General features: G+C 58.5%; 20 protein-coding genes. 13 read left to right on the forward strand and 7 right to left on the reverse strand.

The annotated features are described in order from the left end of the window. Positions 1-104 precede the first annotated feature (104 nt). From JMF94_RS04660 to JMF94_RS04680, 5 genes are all read left to right on the forward strand, one after another. Positions 105-1544, forward strand: a complete 1440-nt coding sequence (locus JMF94_RS04660) for a trypsin-like peptidase domain-containing protein (RefSeq protein ID WP_240823991.1) — start codon at positions 105-107, stop codon at positions 1542-1544. Between the two features lie 218 nt (positions 1545-1762). Further along, the gene (locus tag JMF94_RS04665; RefSeq protein ID WP_022658065.1) at positions 1763-1951 is read left to right on the forward strand and encodes a ferredoxin; all 189 of its coding nucleotides are present in this window, start codon (positions 1763-1765) and stop codon (positions 1949-1951) included. 300 nt (positions 1952-2251) lie between these two features. Then, positions 2252-2923 carry a YkgJ family cysteine cluster protein gene (locus JMF94_RS04670; RefSeq protein WP_240823992.1) on the forward strand — a complete coding sequence of 224 codons (672 nt, stop codon included), beginning with the start codon at positions 2252-2254 and terminating at the stop codon, positions 2921-2923. 22 nt (positions 2924-2945) lie between these two features. Continuing rightward, positions 2946-3338: a hypothetical protein gene (locus JMF94_RS04675; RefSeq protein WP_192112517.1), complete on the forward strand. Its 393-nt coding sequence runs from the start codon at positions 2946-2948 to the stop codon at positions 3336-3338. Next, positions 3335-3961 (forward strand): tetratricopeptide repeat protein, encoded by a 627-nt coding sequence (locus JMF94_RS04680; RefSeq protein WP_192112518.1) that lies wholly within the window; start codon positions 3335-3337, stop codon positions 3959-3961. The genes JMF94_RS04675 and JMF94_RS04680 overlap by 4 nt, the downstream gene beginning before the upstream one ends. Positions 3962-4119: 158 nt before the next feature. Here the strand turns inward: JMF94_RS04680 and JMF94_RS04685 are convergent, their stop codons facing one another. Beyond that, entirely contained in the window at positions 4120-4758 is a 639-nt protein-coding gene (locus JMF94_RS04685) for a YigZ family protein (protein ID WP_240823993.1), read from the reverse strand. Next, positions 4755-5303 carry a cupin domain-containing protein gene (locus JMF94_RS04690; protein WP_227118648.1) on the reverse strand — a complete coding sequence of 183 codons (549 nt, stop codon included), beginning with the start codon at positions 5301-5303 and terminating at the stop codon, positions 4755-4757. The genes JMF94_RS04685 and JMF94_RS04690 overlap by 4 nt, the downstream gene beginning before the upstream one ends. Before the next feature lie 165 nt (positions 5304-5468). Between JMF94_RS04690 and JMF94_RS04695 the strand changes: the two genes are divergently transcribed. From JMF94_RS04695 to proC, 5 genes are all read left to right on the forward strand, one after another. Continuing rightward, positions 5469-5963 carry a rubrerythrin family protein gene (locus JMF94_RS04695; RefSeq protein WP_240823994.1) on the forward strand — a complete coding sequence of 165 codons (495 nt, stop codon included), beginning with the start codon at positions 5469-5471 and terminating at the stop codon, positions 5961-5963. Positions 5964-6367: 404 nt separating this feature from the next. Beyond that, entirely contained in the window at positions 6368-7696 is a 1329-nt protein-coding gene (locus tag JMF94_RS04700; protein ID WP_240823995.1) for a S41 family peptidase, read from the forward strand. A gap of 133 nt (positions 7697-7829) precedes the next feature. After that, positions 7830-9149 (forward strand): divergent polysaccharide deacetylase family protein, encoded by a 1320-nt coding sequence (locus JMF94_RS04705; RefSeq protein ID WP_240823996.1) that lies wholly within the window; start codon positions 7830-7832, stop codon positions 9147-9149. Positions 9150-9151: 2 nt separating this feature from the next. Next, positions 9152-9568, forward strand: a complete 417-nt coding sequence (ndk, locus tag JMF94_RS04710) for a nucleoside-diphosphate kinase (protein WP_192112524.1) — start codon at positions 9152-9154, stop codon at positions 9566-9568. Between the two features lie 4 nt (positions 9569-9572). Next, positions 9573-10370 carry a pyrroline-5-carboxylate reductase gene (gene proC, locus JMF94_RS04715; RefSeq protein WP_240823997.1) on the forward strand — a complete coding sequence of 266 codons (798 nt, stop codon included), beginning with the start codon at positions 9573-9575 and terminating at the stop codon, positions 10368-10370. 150 nt (positions 10371-10520) lie between these two features. Here the strand turns inward: proC and JMF94_RS04720 are convergent, their stop codons facing one another. After that, a complete protein-coding gene (locus JMF94_RS04720; RefSeq protein WP_240823998.1) occupies positions 10521-11261 on the reverse strand; it encodes an AMIN domain-containing protein in 741 nt (246 codons plus the stop codon). Between the two features lie 41 nt (positions 11262-11302). After that, complete coding sequence (locus JMF94_RS04725) at positions 11303-12292, reverse strand: tetratricopeptide repeat protein (RefSeq protein ID WP_240823999.1); 990 nt, start codon at positions 12290-12292, stop codon at positions 11303-11305. A gap of 93 nt (positions 12293-12385) precedes the next feature. Here JMF94_RS04725 and JMF94_RS04730 point away from each other — a divergent pair, with 93 nt between their 5' ends. Both JMF94_RS04730 and hypB read left to right on the forward strand, forming a co-directional pair. Then, positions 12386-12730 (forward strand): hydrogenase maturation nickel metallochaperone HypA, encoded by a 345-nt coding sequence (locus JMF94_RS04730; RefSeq protein ID WP_240824000.1) that lies wholly within the window; start codon positions 12386-12388, stop codon positions 12728-12730. 118 nt (positions 12731-12848) lie between these two features. After that, a complete protein-coding gene (gene hypB, locus JMF94_RS04735) occupies positions 12849-13514 on the forward strand; it encodes a hydrogenase nickel incorporation protein HypB (protein WP_192113905.1) in 666 nt (221 codons plus the stop codon). Positions 13515-13626: 112 nt separating this feature from the next. Here the strand turns inward: hypB and JMF94_RS04740 are convergent, their stop codons facing one another. Then, positions 13627-14655: a peptidoglycan glycosyltransferase gene (locus JMF94_RS04740; RefSeq protein ID WP_240824002.1), complete on the reverse strand. Its 1029-nt coding sequence runs from the start codon at positions 14653-14655 to the stop codon at positions 13627-13629. 209 nt (positions 14656-14864) lie between these two features. Here JMF94_RS04740 and JMF94_RS04745 point away from each other — a divergent pair, with 209 nt between their 5' ends. After that, the gene (locus JMF94_RS04745; RefSeq protein WP_240824004.1) at positions 14865-15632 is read left to right on the forward strand and encodes an SPOR domain-containing protein; all 768 of its coding nucleotides are present in this window, start codon (positions 14865-14867) and stop codon (positions 15630-15632) included. A gap of 35 nt (positions 15633-15667) precedes the next feature. On the opposite strand, the gene JMF94_RS04750 is transcribed toward JMF94_RS04745, so the two are convergent. Beyond that, complete coding sequence (locus JMF94_RS04750) at positions 15668-16210, reverse strand: hypothetical protein (RefSeq protein ID WP_240824005.1); 543 nt, start codon at positions 16208-16210, stop codon at positions 15668-15670. A 21-nt stretch (positions 16211-16231) separates the two neighbouring features. Further along, entirely contained in the window at positions 16232-17800 is a 1569-nt protein-coding gene (locus JMF94_RS04755; RefSeq protein WP_240824007.1) for a DUF1254 domain-containing protein, read from the reverse strand. Positions 17801-17817 lie beyond the last annotated feature (17 nt).

A 17817-nucleotide genomic window follows, 5' to 3' on the forward strand; every position in this document is an offset into this window, starting at 1 on the left:
CGTGCGCAAGACGGGACGCCTCGCCGCCGAGCGGGGTAAATCCATATTGGGGACTTTACGATCACGTCAACGTGCTTATGTTAGCGTCGAGGTAAGGAATTTATATGAAAACCAGACCCATCTATATACAAAAAAATCTGCATTGCCGAGGGCGTTCCCGCTCCGAACAGGTAGAAGCGGCGGCAGTTGAGGGAAGTTTTGCCCTGCGTCTGTTTTTTTTGATGCTGGCGGCGGCGCTGCTGTTGTGCACGCCTTCGCGGGCTGGAGCAGTAGCGGCGGACAGCCCCCGCATGACGCCTGTGGTGCGCGCCGTGCAGGCTGTTGCCCCGGCGGTTGTGAACATAACGAGCACACATATTGTTGAGGGACAGCGGCTTTCGCCACTTGAGCAATTTTTCGGCCCGGGCTTTCCCGGCTTGCCGGGTTTTGACATGCCGGGCGGGCGCAAGGTTCGGCAAAAGCGCGTCAGTCTTGGATCTGGTGTCATTGTTGACGGAGAAAAGGGCCTTGTGCTCACCAACGCGCATGTTATCGCGGGTGGGGACGAAGTCATGGTGCACCTGCTGGACGGCAGGGAATTCCCAGCCGCCGTCAAAGGTGCCGACCCGGATTTTGACATTGCCGTGCTCCAGATCAAGGGCGCGTCAAAGCTGCCTGCCGCAAAGCTTGGCGATTCGAGCGACATCATGCCCGGCGAAACCGTTATCGCCATCGGCAATCCCTTTGGGTTCAACCACACCGTCACCACGGGCGTGGTTTCTGCGCTTGGGCGCACTATCCGCAACAAGGACGGCGCGTTTACCGACCTTGTGCAGACTGACGCAGCCATTAACCCCGGCAACAGCGGCGGCCCGCTGCTGAATATCGAGGGTGTGCTCATAGGCATCAATACTGCTGTGGACGCGCGCGCCGAGGGCATTGGCTTTGCCATCCCCATCAACAAGGCTCGCCGCGTCATGCACGACCTCATGAGTGCAGGCCGCGTGGCCCCGCTCTGGCTCGGCCTTGATTTGCAGGATGTGGACGGGCGCACTGCCATGGCGCTGGGCCTCAAGGATGCTGGCGGCGTGCTGGTAACGGCGGTGTTTCCCGGTTCTCCCGCTGCCAAGGTGGGCATAGCGCCGGGAGACATACTTGAAACCATAAATTCTTCACCTGTTCGCGACAGGCGCGATTATCTGGATATTCTGCGCAACCAGACAGCCGGAACCCCCTTGCGGCTGCACTTGCTGCGGGAGGGCGGGGCATTGAAGCTCGAGGCTACCCCCGAAGCTTTTGGCGATGCGGAGGCTCGCGCCCTGCTGGAGCGCCGATGGGGATTCAGCGTAGCGCAAACTGCGCAGGGCGTGGTGGTGCGTCAGGCCAGGGCAGACGGCCCGGCATCTTTTTTGCGCCAGGGCGACCACATAACAGCGGTGGGCGCTGCCGAGACCAGAACCATGGAAGATTTTTTACAGGCTTTCAGAAGAGAGCGCATGTCCGGGCAGATTTTGTTGCAGGTTGTGCGCAACGGCAAGGGCTATTACGCGCGTCTTGTGCCATAAGGCCCATAGACGTTTTGTAACCAGTTGTTGAGGCAAAATATTTTTTTAAAAACTTTTCCGCCTGTGCTGGGGCGGGGCTTGATATTCCTGTAGTTGTTGCACGGTTGGCTATTTTCCAGCCGACACTTGACAGGGTGGGTGCCTAAAGCTATCCATTGCACAAGCGGAATTTAGCCGCTTGAAAAATCAAGCAAGTCAATGCAAATTTGGAGGACACCATGGGTTATAATGTTAATGTTGACGTTGACAAGTGCGTGGGCTGTGGCGAATGCGTGGACGTGTGCCCCGTTGAAGTTTACGAAATCAAGGACGGCAAGTCCGAAGCCGTGAACGCCGAAGAATGCCTTGGCTGCGAATCCTGTGTGGAAGTTTGCGAAGTCAGCGCTATCACCGTTGAAGAAAACTAGGAATTGCAGGGGTGCCCAAGTGGCATTCCCTTGCTGATTCTGCCGAGTTTTCATTGTGCCGCCCGGCGCGCACGCGCCAGGCGGCATTTTCATAAGGTACAGGCCGCTTTGCCGCCAGAGCATCCTGACTTTGAGAATGTGCATTCTTAAAGTTTCAAGACGCCCGCGAAGGCGCTTATCAGCGCATACAAACCGCGCTCACGCCTCTGTGGCGGACGTCTGCTCACGCAGCCGCCAGGGCTATTTCTGTATGAAATCGCCCGTTCTCCCTCATGTCTTCCGCACTACCGCAGGATAACCATGATCCCTGATCTGAGCTCTATTTTTACCCGCTATGAAACATTGCGGGCCGAAGTTGACGACCTTTTCGGCAGGGTGCGCGGGGCCTTTCCCCAGTGCGTAGTCTGCAAGGAAGGCTGTAGCGATTGTTGTCACGCGCTTTTTGATCTTTCCCTTGTTGAAGCCATGTACATCAACAAGGCATTTGAGGCCGCCTTTGGTTACGGGCCGCAGCGCTCCGCCATTATTGAGCGCGCTTCTGATCTGGACCGCCAGGCCACGCGCATCAAGCGCGAGCTGTACCGGGCGGAAAAAGACGGCGAAAGCCCCGAGGCCATCATGGAGCGCGCGGCCCAGATCAAGCTGCGCTGCCCCCTGCTGGACGATAATAACGAATGCCTGCTGTACCACGCCCGGCCCATTACCTGCCGCGTGTACGGCGTGCCCACGGCCATTGCCGGGCAGGGGCATGTGTGCGGTTTTTCCGCCTTTGAAAAGGGCAAGCCATACCCCACCATCCATATGGACAAGATCCAGAACAGGCTTGAAGACCTGAGCAGGGATGTGGCCACAACCGTGCAGAGCCGCTTTAAAGAACTGCATGATGTGTATGTGCCTTTGTCCATGGCTCTGCTAACCCGCTACGATGAGGCCTATCTGGGTATTGGCCCGGCCAAGAAAGAAGAGGCCTGATCGGGCGTGAAAGGAGTTTGAGATGTACGGCAGCATTCCCGCCACCGTCTTTCGCGATGGAACGCCGCAGCAGCTTTCGGATGAGCAGGAAGGTCTCAAGCGCGAAATTTATGAACGCATGAATCCGCGCCGCCGCAAATTTGTGGACCGCATCGGCTATGAAAACTGGGATCCTTTCCAGAAGCCCAACGAACCGCTTGATATGCGGACAGATGTGTCCAAGCGCACCACGCAGCAGCTGGTCAACGAATTTCTGAAAGACGCGGCCAAAAAAGGGCCGTATGGCAAGGCCTACAGCAAGGGCGCTACCGAATGCGCCCTTGGCGTGGTCAATAAGGACGAAAAGTACATGGGCATTTTTGACTTTTGCCGATGGTACTATGATCTTTTGAAAAAAGAGGGGCACATAGCATGAAAGCTCGCTACGATGACCTGGATGAATACATTGCCGATCTGAAGGCGGAAATCGCCCAGAACGAGCAGTGCGCTACCCATTACTACAATCTTGGTCTGGCCCTGCTGACCAAGCGCGACTTTGTGGCTGCTGAAGAAGCCCTGCTGAACGCGGTGCGCAATTCGCCGCATCTGGCGGAGGCCTACGTGCAGCTTGGCGGCATCTGTCTTGAACGCGGCGACCTTGACGGCTGCCTGCGCTACAACGAAGAAGCCGCCAACTGCCGCGCCAAATTCCCTGTGCCGTGGGGCAACATTGCCTTTGTGCACCTGCAGCGCGGCGAGCCCGACAAGGCCATCACGGCCCTGAACAAAGCCCTCAAGTGGGATCCCAATTTTGTGCAGGCCCGGAATGCGCTTTCCACCGCCTATTATATGAAGGGCGACTTTGCGGCTTGCGAAACAGCCTGCAAGGAAGTGATCAAGCAGCAGCCCGGTTTTGCCCCGGCCTGGAACAATCTGGCGCTGGCGCAGTTTGAAATGGAACAGTACGCCGATGCCGCAGAATCCGCCAAAAAGGCGCAGGCTCTGGGCTTTGAAGTGCCGGAAGGCTTTCTTGAAGAGCTTAAGGCCAAGGGCGTCTAACCCGCACCCCGTATAATGAATGTCCGTCAGGGCCGCTGGAGAAATCTGGCGGTCCTGACTGTTTTTGGGGGGCGCGTATGGTTCAAAGTCAGCACGGCAAAACAAAAAAGCCCACCGGCATATGCCAGCGGGCCTTTGAACGCACAAAAAAATAAGTATCAGGCAGTGTCGCCGTCCGTAAGCTCGCTGCACAGGGCCGCGCCATTGCTCACGCCAGCAAGCGCGATCTGAAAGGCCTCCACGTGTTCGGCGGGCAATCGCAGTTGCAATCTGGCCTCAGCCTGATAGTCTTCACTTTCAAGGCGGGCTTCGTAGGTTGGCAGCATGCGGCGCAGGGCATCAAGGTGTGCGTAGGCAACGGTAAGCTGCAAACTGGTTTCCGGCACACGCTGCCTCACGGGCAGGTCGGCCAGATTTTCGCGCACACTGTCCTGATAGGCCCGCACAAGGCCGCCTGTGCCAAGCTTGACGCCGCCAAACCAGCGGCTCACCACCACGCACAATTCGCCAATGCCGCTGTGCAGCACAATTTGCAGCATGGGCCTGCCAGCCGTGCCGTGGGGTTCTCCATCGTCAGACGAGCCGATCTGCGCCGTGTTTCCCGGCGCGCCAGCGGCATATGCCCAGCAGTTGTGCGTTGCATCGGCGTACTGGCGTCGTACCTGTTCCACAAAGGCCCGCGCTGTTGCCGCATCCGGCGTATGAGCGCACTGGGCAAGAAAGCGACTGCGGCGGATAACGATTTCTGTGCAGTGCGGGTGTTGCGGGGCAACATCAGGCACGGCATAGCGCGTCATTCGTCGTCACCGCATCTTCTACAGGCGGCGCGCTGAGCATCGTTCAGAGGTGGACAGAATTCGCGGATGCAGTCTTTTGCATTGGGGTAGCGCAGGGTCAGCTCTTCCGGCTGGCCCAGGCGCAGGTCTTCCATGTCAAAGCCCGGTGAAACTGTGCAGCCCACAAGCGCAAACTCGCTGCCTGGCGCAGGCGTTGCGCCAAACCAGCAGCCGCCGGGAATGGTAAACTGCACGTGTTGCCCCGCCATAATATTCGGGCCAAGGATCACTTCGCGCGGTTGGCCGTGGGTATCAATGCAGGCAAGGCGCAAGGGGCCGCCAAGGTGGAAATGCCACAGTTCATCCTGCCTGATGCGGTGCAGACGCGAATATTGCCCCTGCTCAAGCAGAAAAAGAATAGCTGTAGATACGGGTCTTGGCCCTATAAAACCACAGGGCATTTCGTCCGCCGTAAGAATTTGCGGAGCTTCGTATGTGCGGTGATAGAACCCCCCTTCGGGGTGGGGCCGCATGCCGAAATGGGATATGATTTCTTGGGCGTTCATAGGTTCCTTTTAGCTTGTCACAGCGTTCTGCGCAACGGTATCAAGGGCTAAAGGCCGGGCCTGCAAAAATAATTTTTTGTAAAAAAATGCTTTACAAGGCTGTGAGAATTCTTTAATCAGGAATTGTTCCTGATAAAAACAACAACTTCATCGAGGAGAATACCCATGAGCACCACACAAGAAAATTTGATGGCGGCCTTTGCCGGAGAATCCCAGGCTAACCGCAAGTACCTTGCCTTTGCTGCCGCTGCCGACAAGGAAGGCATGCATCAGGTTGCAAAGCTGTTCCGCGCTGCTGCGGCTGCTGAAACAGTTCACGCTCATGCCCACCTCAAGAATGCTGGCAAGATCGGCGACACCATGGCCAACCTCAAGTCGGCCATTGAAGGTGAAACCTACGAATTCACCACCATGTACCCCGACATGATCAAGCAGGCTCAGGCCGAAGGCCAGAGCGCAGTTGCCAAGTATTTTGACTTTGCCAACCAGGTGGAAGAAATCCACGCCAAGCTTTACAAAAAAGCTCTGGAAAATCCCGCCGCCCTGCCCGCCACTGATTACTATGTGTGCAAGGTTTGCGGCTATACCCACGAAGGCCCCTGCGACGCGTGTCCTGTGTGCGGCGGCGGTGCGGCTGCTTTCTTCAAGGTCGAAGACTAGCTCTATATGTGCGGCGCATGGGGGCACATTGCGGATAAAATCCGCATGAACGGGCTTGAAACAGGCTGGCAATAGCCTCCCTGCCCGGAGGTCTGGCATGCCTTGATGCGCTCGATATGCGCCGGAGGAAACTGATTTGTTTAGGCAGCAGTTTCCCCGGCGCATATTGCATGAAGAGAGGGGCAGTGTTTCGGCGCTTGTGGAACTGTAAGCGCCAGTACCTTTGAGGGTGGCCTGCAAGGCGCAAAACGCGCCTTTTTGATTTGCAATTTAGCTTGAAAAGGGGCACTATCCGGCTGGTGCGCGGCCCCTCCATTGGCTGGCGTTGCAGCACCCCCTGCGTTGCGGCTTTTTGGGCTTGTGGCGCTGTGTTCGTTCATTACGTCCGCGTGGAGATCGTTGTTATGCGTCTTCTTGTCCGTCTTAGCCTTCTTGTGCTTCTGCTTGCCGTGGGCGGCATGGTCGCCCTGCCGGGCGCTCCCCAGTGCGCCGAAAAAAAGGAAACGTCCAAGGAAGCCCCCAGTAAGTTTGATGCGCTCAAGCGCTTCAGCCAGGTTCTTGATCTGGTGGAGCGTTATTACGTGCGTGATGTGACGCAGGGCGACCTTATCAATGGCGCGGTCAAAGGCATGCTTCAGGGCCTTGACCCGCATTCCACCTTTATGAACGCCGAAGAATACAAAGAAATGCAGGAGACCACCTCCGGCGAATTCTTTGGTATTGGTATAGAAATTTCTATGGAAAACGGCCAGGTTACGGTGGTGACCCCCATTGAGGACACCCCCGCCTACCGGGCCGGGCTCAAGTCTGGCGATATTATACTGTCCATCAACGGGCAGCCCGCGCAGGAACTCTCGTTGCAGGAAGTTGTTTCCCGCATCCGTGGCCCCAAGGGTTCGGAGGTGGAGCTTGCCATCCTGCACAGCGACGCCAAGGCCCCGCAGACTGTCCGCCTTGTGCGCGATGCCATTCCGCTAATCAGCGTGAAGTCCAAGAAGCTCGAGGACGGATATTACTGGATTCGCCTCACGCGTTTTTCTGAGCGCACCACCGAAGAACTGCGCGATGCTCTTAAGGCGGCAGAAAAGGAAACCAAGAATTCCGGCGGCATCAAGGGCATTGTGCTTGACCTGCGCAATAACCCCGGCGGGCTGCTTGATCAGGCTGTGAGTGTTTCTGACACGTTCCTCGACAAGGGCGTCATCGTTTCCATCAAGGGACGGCGTGACAATACTGACCGTGTGTACGAAGCCAAAAAGCAGGGCGATGACATTCATGCGCCTATGGTGGTGCTGATCAACGCTGGTTCCGCCTCCGCTTCTGAAATTGTGGCTGGCGCCCTGCGCGACCAGAAGCGCGCCCTCACAGTGGGTGAGCGTTCATTCGGCAAAGGATCCGTGCAGAACATCATCCCGCTTTCAGACGGCTCCGGCCTCAAGCTTACGGTTGCCCTGTACTACACGCCCAACGGCAGCTCCATTCAGGCCGAAGGCGTTGTGCCTGATGTGGAAGTGCCGTTTGAAGCCCCCCGCACGGACGACAAGGATAACTCCCGCCTTATGGTGCGCGAGCAGGATCTGAACCGTCACATTGAAAACGGCAAGGACAAAAAATCTTCCAAGGCCAAGAACGGCAAGGAAGATGCCGCCGAGCAGCTCGCGCGCGACAACCAGTTGCGCATGGCCCTGCAAATGGTCAAGAGCCTCCCCAAAATGCGGGAAATCAGGAATTAACCCCGTAACCGCGTAAGGCGGGCGGGCAGGAATAAACAGGGTGTTGCCTTTGCGCGACACAAAGTTATCAGACAGCCTTCTGGTCGGGCCCCTGCGGTTCGCCGGAGGGCTGTCTGCATCTGCACAGCTTGCCATGGGCGGTTTGTTGTGGCTTTTATGCAGTCTGGCTGTATCCTGCTGGGTATATTGGCAACTGGAAGCTCCGTCCAAGGAGCAGGAGGCTGCGTCGGGCGGGGTTTTACCCTTTGCTGTTGCCCACAAATCCGCAGGCGCACGAGCCAGTTGGCAGGGTTTTGACAGGGCGCTGGCTCTGGAAAGCGTAGATGCGCTGTTTGCTCGTGCGCTCCCGCTGGCCTTGCCTCAGGCGCAGTGGCAACAGCTCGCTTTGCAAGAAAATTTGCCTGCCGAAACATCGCAATTTCCCGCCGGGGAAAACATTCCTCCCAATTTCACCGCTTCCGCAGAGCAGGCGGCATATGCCAGCGCGGCGGATCTGCGGCAGTTCACCGTCAGCGGCCCGTGCGCGCCACTGCGCCTAGGGCTGGCTCTGCTTCAGGGGCTGCGCGGTCAAAACCCCGTTCTGGAAAGGGCAGGAGTGCGCGCCGAGGTGCGCTGGACATCGCAAGGAACGCTTGAAGTCCTACTCAATCATCTGGTATACTATGTTGTTAGCTTCCCTGGTCGGGAGGGGCAGCTTTCAGATTTGGCACAACCTCTGCCGCCGGAGGCCCTGGCTGTTGTCATTGATGACATGGGCCAGAAGCTTGAATCCGCAGAAGCTCTTTCCTCGCTGTTATTTCCGGTGACTCTGGCCATCTGGCCCAGATCGCCTCATGCGCAGGAAACCGCCGTGCTTGCGGCATCCCGGCGGCTTGATTGCCTGTTGCACCAGCCCATGGAGGCCCTGCCACGGGCCCTGCATGGCAGGCCGGATCCTGGCCCCGGAGCGCTGCTCACCAGTATGAGCGCGCAGGAGGTGCAGACGGTGCTTGAGGAAAATCTGCGGATTTTACCCTCGGTCATTGGCCTCAACAACCATATGGGCTCGGCATTTACTGGTGATATTTCGCTGTGCAGAACGCTGTGCGGCATGCTTGGCGGGCGAGGGCTCGCCGTGCTCGACAGTGTGACGCGCCCAGACCCCCAGCTGGCACTTGCAGCCAGAGAGGCGGGGCTGGTCGGCCTTGCACGTGATGTTTTTCTGGATACGCGCCGCGACACTGCGGCCATTCTGTCTGCGCTTGACGCGGCGGCAGCCCGCGCCCGCGCTCAAGGCATGGCTGTGGCCATTGGTCATCCTTATCCTGAAACCCTGCGCGCCTTGCGCGACTGGCAGGACAAGGATGGCGTGGCGGTGGTGCCCTTGCGGCGCATACTCTGGAAACTGGCCCAGGACGGAGCCGCCGTTGCGGCGCGTTCTTATTCTGCTAACAACAACATGGAAAAGGAGTAAGCATGCAATCCACTTTCGCCATTATCAAGCCTGACGCAGTTTCGCGCAATCTGACCGGGGAAATTCTGGCTGCCATGGAAGCTTCCGGCCTCAAAATTGTGGCTCTCAAGCGCTTGCGCCTTTCCAAGGCCCAGGCTGCGGGCTTTTATGCCGTCCACAGCGAGCGCCCTTTTTTTGATAGCCTGACGGACTACATGTCTTCCGGTCCGGTGGTTTGCGTTGTTTTGCGCGGCGAAGACGCGGTGCCCCGCTGGCGCGCCCTCATGGGGGCCACCAATCCGGCTCAGGCAGAGCCCGGCACCCTGCGTCACAAGTATGGCCAAAGCCTGGAAGCCAATGCTGTTCACGGCTCGGACGCCGCTGAAACTGCGGCTTTTGAAATAGGCTACTTCTTCAGCGGCCTGGAAATCACGGAGTAATATCATGGCGCTCAAAATCGGCTGTGTCGGATGCGGCAACATGGGCGGGGCCATCATGGCCGGGCTTGCCCGCAAGGGCGGCTACGAACTGTGCGGTTTCAACAGAACCGCTTCACGCATGCGCCCGCTTGAAGAGCTTGGCGTGCGTGTGATGGAAAGCCCCCAGGCCGTGGCGCAGGCCGCCGATGTGCTGGTACTGGGCGTTAAACCCTATCAGGCGGCAGAGGTGCTTGCACAGATGCGCCCAGAGCTGACAGCCGGGAAAACCCTGGTTTCCGTAGCAGCTGGCGTGAGCCTCCAGCGCCTCGCCGAGGCAGTTGAAGGGCGTTGCCCAGTGGTGCGCTGCATGCCCAATACCCCGGCCCTTGTGGGTATGGGCGTGTTCGCCCTCTGCTTTGACGATCCTGACCTGCCCGAAACCAGCAAGGCCGACATTCAGGCTTTGTTCAGCGCGTTGGGCGTGTGCGTGGAACTGCCGGAAAGCAAGTTCACGGCGTTCACAGCCCTTATCGGGGCCGGGCCTGCCTATGTGTTTGCCATGATGCAGGGGCTGGTGCAGGCCGGTGTTACCCTTGGTTTTCAGCACAAGGAATCGCGCGAGATGCTCACGGCCCTTTTTGGCGGATGCGCCAAAATGGTCGAGCAGAGCTCCTCGCCCATCATGCAGTTGCGTGACGAGGTCTGCTCCCCCGGCGGGGTGACTATAGCGGGCGTGAACGTGCTTGACCGCGCAGGCCTTGCAGGCCTGCTGGTGGAATCTGTGCTGGCCGCCAACGCGCGCGGCAAGGAAATGGAAAACTGAGGCCAGCCGCCAGCTGCTGTTGGCCCGATACGAACTGTTCCGCCTTGTAGGGAATGAAAATAAAAACCGGCTGTTGCACAACAACAGCCGGTTTTTCTGTCTGCGGAGATGTTTGATGAAGCTGGGCGGCGTAGGCCGCCCGGTCATGCCCTAATGATCCAGGCGGATGTCCAGAGTGTGGCCATCTTTTGAAAGCGTGAACTTGGGCTGAATTTTGCCCGTCAGGTCAATGACAATGCGCGTTTTGTCATCGCCCTTGCCAATGCGCACATTGGTCACCGCAGGGTTCTTGGGTACGCCGGGCGCTTTAACTTGCCACTTGCCGTCCAGATCAATAACCAGACGCTCAGGGCCGCTGAGCTGCATGTTTTTGTAGGCAATGGGCGCAGCACCCACGAGGCGCACTGTTGCACCCTTATCACGCGCAAGAACCACAAACTTGGTGATGTTTTTGTGCTGCGGCGCGGCCTTGGCGGCTTTTTCCTTGGCGGGTTCTGCGGCTGGCGCTGTCTTTTCTGTAACAGGGGTCGCAGGCTTGGGCTGCACCACGGGCTTGGCAACGGCTGGCTGGGGTTCGGCAGCGGCTATATTGCTTGCCGGGGCGCTTTTTTCCTCCGGTTTCAGACTGGGGATGGGCGCACGGGCCGGGGCTTCGCCGCTGGCGTTGAGATCAGGAATGCCGCTCTGCGTCTGCGGGGGCAGATGCAGGGAAGGAGACGTGGCGGACTGGTTGCCAGCATCAGCGGGCGGAGCCGCATCCGGGGAAGTGACAGGCGCGATAATGCCTGCAGGATTTGCTGGTTCAGGCTTGCGCATGCGTTCATTGAGCATGATAAGCGCCATGCCCAGAACGCACACTGCTACAAGAAGACCGAGAATTACTTTGTTCATGCCAAAAGGCTCCTGCCAATGACTTGGGTTGGAACAGCGGCTCAGCGCTGGGGCGTGGGCTTGCCAGCACTGCGCGTGCGTTTGAGTTCGCGGATGTGTTCCAACAACTTGAAGTAGAGAGGCTCTCCGCTGGACATGCTCAAAGCCGTGCCGATGTGGGTGGCGGCTTCGTCATACAGGCCAAGCGAACAGAGAATGCGCGCCAGGTTGAAGTGGGCGTGATCGTCCTCGGGGGCCAGTTCCACTGCCTTGCGTGAAAAAAGCAGGGCGAGGTCGGGCTGGGAATTCTGGCGCAGACGTACGCCAAAATCACGGAACATATGCTTGTGGGCGGGTATGATGCCGTCCTTGGTCTGCGCCAGTTGCTCAAGGGCAAGCAGTGCTGCCTTGCGCTCGCGCGGGCGCTTGAGGCGCAGCAATGTCTGGCGAAAAGTCTCCCGCAGCTTTGACTCCACGACCTTGGCCTTACGGGCGGCTTCAAGGTCGTAGGCCCTCTTGGGCGCGGCAGCGGCAGCGCCAGTAGCAGGGGCAGCTGTAGCGTCAGCGGCAGGCGCTGGGCCTTCGTCATAGTGAACAGCTGTAACGCCGGTGGCGGTGCGGGAAGGAAAGGGAATAAGCCCCATGTCGGGCTGCTCGGGGGCCACTTCCACAGATTCGGGCAGTTTGGCCTTTGAAAGCGTCTGGAGCGGCGTGCTTCCTGCTTTGGCCTTGGGTGCGCCAGCCTTGCGGGCAGGTTGTGCTGCCGCAGCATCCGGTTGTAGGGGGGCTGGCGCGGGCGGGGCGGATTCAAAATGGCTGAGGTCCGGCGTGATCACCGGCATTGCCAAAATATTGTGCTCTGCCTTGAATGACTGGGAAAAGGTTTTTGCGTTTATGCGTTCCACTTCTGCCACAGGCTGGAACGCGGCGTTGAGTTCCTGCACCGCAAAGGCTCCGTCTGGAAGCTCCCAGACGAAGTAGTGCGTTTTGCTGCGGCTCTCTGTCCAGTCGGCAGAGAATGAGAAGACGCCAGAAAATTTTGAGCGACGCATGTGCAAAATGTACATTATTTGCGTCGAATAGCAAGATTCGCTTCTGGCCTTTACGGGGCCGGGTCTTTGGGCTAGCATGACCCCATGCACGAAATGTCCATAGCACAAAGCCTGTTGCAGATGGCTGAGGATGAAATAGCCCGTCAGGGCTGCACTCGTCTGGAAGTTGTGAACGTCACGTACGGTTCACTCTCTGGTGTTGTGCCCGAGTCGCTGCAATTCTGTTTTGAGGTCATGGTGCAGGGTACCCCGCACGAAGGCGCGCGCCTGGAGCTTACAGAGCTTCCGCTAAGGCTGCGCTGCTCCGCCTGCGGTAAAGTTTTTGGCGGGGAGGGGCAGGATGCTCTCTGGCTGCCGTGTCCCGATTGCGGCGAGCAGTTCGGGCATGTGGTTGAGCAGGGCAGAGAACTCTATCTTAACCGTCTGGAAGCCAGCTAACCCCTTTGCCCTCTGACTTTCCAGGGGGCTGGTTTGCTCCTTTCACTGCCGTCTTTGCCTTTGTCATATCTTTCTGGCTCATGACCACGCCGTACCGACGGCAAGCAAGGAGAATTGAATGCAAATTCCTGTGGTTCGCAATGTATTGGAAGCCAACGAAAAAATGGCCGATAACGTGCGTCGGCTGCTTACCGAAAAGGGAATATTGTCGCTGAATCTCATCAGCTCGCCGGGCGCGGGCAAAACCACCCTTCTGGAACGCACCCTGAGCGATCTGGCCGGAGAATTCCGCATGGCGGTGGTGGAAGGCGACCTACAGACAGATAACGATGCCCGCCGCGTTGCCGCCACTGGCGCGCAGGCCGTGCAGATCAATACAGACGGCGGCTGCCACCTCGACAGCAACATGATCCTGACCTCGCTGGAAAGCCTTGACCTCACCGGCGTGGACATCCTTTTTATCGAAAATGTGGGCAACCTGGTGTGCCCTGTGGAATTTGACTGCGGCGAAGACGCCAAGGTCGCCCTGCTGAGCGTTGCCGAAGGTGACGACAAGCCGGAAAAGTACCCCCTGCTGTTCAACCTTGCCAAGGCCATGGTGCTCAACAAGGTTGATCTGCTGCCCTACGTGGATTTTGACCTTGCGCGCGCCCGCAATTTTGCCACGAAGCTCAATAAGGATCTGGATATCTTTGAAGTTTCCTGCAGAAAAGGCGATGGCCTTGAAGGCTGGTACAATTGGCTGCGGAGCATGCGCGCCGCCAAGAAGGAAGGCAGGCTTTAAACAGCCCCGCCTGATTGAAAATTCAAAAAGGCATCCCCGGCTTTTGGCTGAGGATGCCTTTTTTGTTTTCAGACCGTCTGGTTGACAGGCTCTGGAATATTCTAACGACAATTTATCTTGATTCTTCGCTTTCCTGATAGGCGGCAACATCCACCACAAGATTTTTTGAAGCCGGACGCAGGGTGATGGTGAACAGCTGCACGTCGCTGCTCGGGGCATCGGCATCCGCAAGTTTGGGCAGCATTTCTGTGGGGGCGAGCATGATGGTGGCTTCGCCCTTGCTGGCAGACATGAAATACTCAAGCACCTGCCGCAGCATGTCCTTCTGTTTGTTCAGATCCATGGACGGCATTTGGGTAAAGTTGATATCCAGCCCCGGCAATTCGGCCTGCCACGGGCTGTATTTTTGCTCGTAAAGGGCGTTCAGCAGTTTGTCCAGGGTTTCCTGGTCCAGCTTGCGGCGCAGTTCCATGTGGTCAAGCACAAGGGGAGTCTTGCTTGAAGGCTTTTCCCCGCGCTGGGCGGGCTCAAGCCGCGCGGCCCAGACCATACCCGCAAAGCCAAGGCTGGCAAGCACTGCATCGTTGTCGTCACGTTGCGGCGTGGCGCTCAGCAGAGTGCAAACGTCCTTCATGGGCATGCCGGGTCGAAAACGGTCAAGCGCGCATACCGGGCCAGCATCCGGCCCCGGCAGCAGGCTTTGCGCTTCGCCGGTCAGGCGTTGCTGTTCGCCCTTGGAAATAGCGAATTCCAGCACGGGTTTTTCGTCCATGCGCAGGGTCACGCTTTGCGCCTTGCCCAGCGGCACATCCTTGAAAATCCACAGGGCAAGGCCCGTGTCCACGCGCAGGTTGGCGACCGCGCCGGGGTTTTCAATGTCGTCCCGCCCGGCGGGGGGCATGTCGAACCGCACAAAATGCATACTGCGGCCAGTCTGAAAGCCCATGCTCAGAATATCTTCGCCTGTGGCGTTGATAATGGTGAGGATTTGCGGTTCAGGGCCGGGTTTTGCTATATGGGCGGCAGAGGCCGCGCCAGCAATGATCGCTCCGGCCAGCACAAGACAGATGGCCGCGTATATGCGAAGAAACCATACATCCTTGGTCATGGCGTACTCCATGTTTGCAACTTGTGTCGACATGATAGCAGAGCGCAGGGCAGGCCCGCAAGCGGCTACGGAAGCTCTGGTTGCAAAAGACTATATAGGACAGTGTTTGCAGTGATCTGTCGTGCAGATTACTGGCGTACTTTACGCCAGCGCCATGCATTGATATGGTTGCCCGCGCCGACGTTCTTTCTGTCCCTCCCTGCGCACGATTACCGCAGCAAACCCCAACATCCGGAGATTCCATGCCTCCTGCAACCCGTCAGCCTTCATCCGATCAGGCAAATGATAAAAAATGCCTGTGCCTGCGCCCTTCATCCTTGCTGGCGGCGGGCTTTCTGGTGGTGGCGGCAGTGGTGCTGGCATACCTTGGCGGGGTTATGAGCGGCAGGGCCTACTGGAAGGCGCATCCGCAACCCATTGCGGTCAGGTCGGGCACGTCTGCGGCAAGCGCCCCTTCATTCGCAACCACGCCGGATGATGACCCGCATGCCGTGGGCGGCGACCAAGCCTCCAGCGCAGATGAGGGAGCAAGCGAGCCCAAGCAAAAAGTGCTGACCGCCGAGGAACTGCGTTTTGCCAGAGTACTGCGCAACGATGCCGCCACGGGCGATGCCCCGCTTAAACCCTTGCCGCCCATGACGCCAGTGCAGCCCAAACCTGCCGGCGTGGCTCAGGCCGGGGTTGCGCCAGCACAGCAAGGTGGTGCGCAAGGTGGCGCGGCTGGGCAGCAGGCGGCTCAGGGCGGCATTGCAAGGCCGCAGTCCTCTGGAATATATGATTATGTATTTCAGGTGGGAGCATTCAAGGATGCGGACGCTGTGGACTCTTTGCGTCAGCGTCTGGAGGGCCGGGGAATGCGTACCAAGATGGAGCGCTCTGGCAAGCTCTATGTGGTGCTGGTGCTGCTGCGCGGCGATGAGGCCAGGGCCGCAGAGGTGCTGCGCTCCACAGAAGGCATGGGGCTGGGCAAGCCCATACAGCGCAGCCGCAAGCCAGTGCTGCAACAGTAATTTCTTGTCTTTTCCTCCGGCCTGCCCCTTGCCATTTATTGGGCAGCGGGCAAAAACCGGGGTTCAATGCTCCCGCGCGCGGCATGCCGCAGGGGCAGCATTGCGGGGTTTGATCCCCCGCGCAGCGCGGCCAGCAGATCTTCTGCCCGGTCAACGTCACCACTGCACAACACGGCCATGTAGACGCCCGCCTGCTGATCCGCTCCCACGATACAGGCCGTGTCCACTCCCACCGCGTCTTTTCCTCTGAAAACATACTGGGCATCAGCCCTGCGCAGAGGCTCCCGCACCCCGGCGGCGGCGCGCAGCAATCCAGCCACGTCAGCCGCATCCGGCGGCCCTGCGGTTTTGCCCACCATGATGCGCACATGGACAGCCTCTTCCGGCCCGGTGAGCGCAAGCACCCATGCTCCCGCCATGGTTGACGGAGCCTCGGCCTGCCAGCCTTGGGGCGCTTCCAGTGAAAACCAGCCGTAGTTTTCGGCCCTTGCGGTCTGCGCTGCTGCCATCAGGGCCAGCCAGATGGCAACAGTGCAGACCGCCCAGATTGCGGGGCGCACTGTGAAATGAAAGGTCATATGATCCTTTTACGTGGGCGTTTAGTCGTTCAATTCCACCTTGGGGGGCTGCCAGGTTCCCTTGCCCAGCGGCAGCACGGAGAGCCCTTCGGTTTCAGGCCAGTACAGGCGCATCACAAGAAAGATCGGGCCGTCCGGCGCGGGCAGCCAGTTGCTTTCGTGCGATTTGCCGGGGGAGTCGCGCTGGATCAGGATGGTAAGCGAGCCATCGGGATTTTTTTTCATGTCCGGCAGCATGGGCGAATTGATCAGGTAGCGGCCAATGGGATTTTTTATGAGCAGCTGGGTATTGCCGTCGTACATGGTCACAGACCAGAAAGCCTTGGCCGGAGGGTATTGCCCTGCGGGAATGGTCATGCGGTACTTGTGCTTGCTGCCATCCAGCGGGCTGCCGTCTGCCAGAGTTTTGGTCATGGGGTACACGGCTTCTTCGGCATCATTGCCGTAAATGCCCGCCTTGGCCCCGGCTGCCCGCATCAGCCAATCCCCGTTAAAGAACTCCCTGTTGCCAAAGGGAGAACTCATCTTCCAGCCGTTCACGCGAAGCCCAGGCCTTGTGACGGAGGCATCGACCATGCCAGCGCCTTTTTGCAGACCGCGCAGCACGGCTGCCTGCGTATCCTTGGGGAGGGCATCAAATACAAAGGGTTTGCCTGCGACCACGCCAATACTGGCAAGCTGGGCGCGGATGGAGACTTCTTCCGGCCCCGCTGGCGCAAATTGCAGTGCAAAGGCCAGATAATCAAAAAATTCCGGCTTTACAAAATCCTGCCCGATGTTGGGGAAGGGCGGCATGGGAAGCGCCGGAGGCGGCGTCTGCCCCAAAAAGGCTGAGAGGGGTTTTACGGCGTAACCTGTCTGGAATTTCAGCACGTTTTCAATATCTGCGGGGTTGAACAGCTGGGTGCGGAACAGGGCCATGGCAAACTGCGCATTGGAGCGGAACACGCGCATGCCCGCAGGCGCTGTGCCTTTCCATTCCGGCCCCACCACAAGATAGCTGCCTCCGTCGTTGCCCGTTGTCCTGCTGCCGATGTAGCCAAAGTTGAAAGTATTGGCGTCCACAAGCTGCACGCTGAAATACCGCCCGTCCGTATCCTTCGGCACGGTAATGACCACCGGTTCGGCCCTGAGGTCAAGGCAGGCAAAGGAGTAGGGCGTGTCGCTGTTGGGCGTGATGACCACGGTGTCCTTGTAGGTGAACACCCGCGCCCCGTTGCGCAGGGCGTTGAAGGGCGCTTTGTACTGCGGGGACTTTGTGTCAACGGAGTATTCATAGGTAACGGCGTAGTGCATCACTATGGGCAGGCCATAAACAAAACCTTGCGCGGCAATGTTTTCTACCGTAGCGGGATCGGGAAATTCCTTCGGCTGTTGCGCGGCGTGGATGACGGGGGCGCAAAGGATCGAGGTGAGTATAAGCGCCGCCGTCACCCTCGTAACTTTGGCGATGCCGAAAACAGGCGAAAAGATTGTCATGATGCCCTCGGTATAGTTAAAGGCCTGAGCGCTGTATTGCAGTTCCGTTCTTTTTGCTTGCACCACAAACCCGCCGAAATCAACTGTTCTATTATATGTGCTGCGCAGCATGGACAAGGCCCGCTCCA

It is taken from the genome of Desulfovibrio sp. UIB00, assembly GCF_022508225.1.
Taxonomy (GTDB): domain Bacteria; phylum Desulfobacterota; class Desulfovibrionia; order Desulfovibrionales; family Desulfovibrionaceae; genus Desulfovibrio.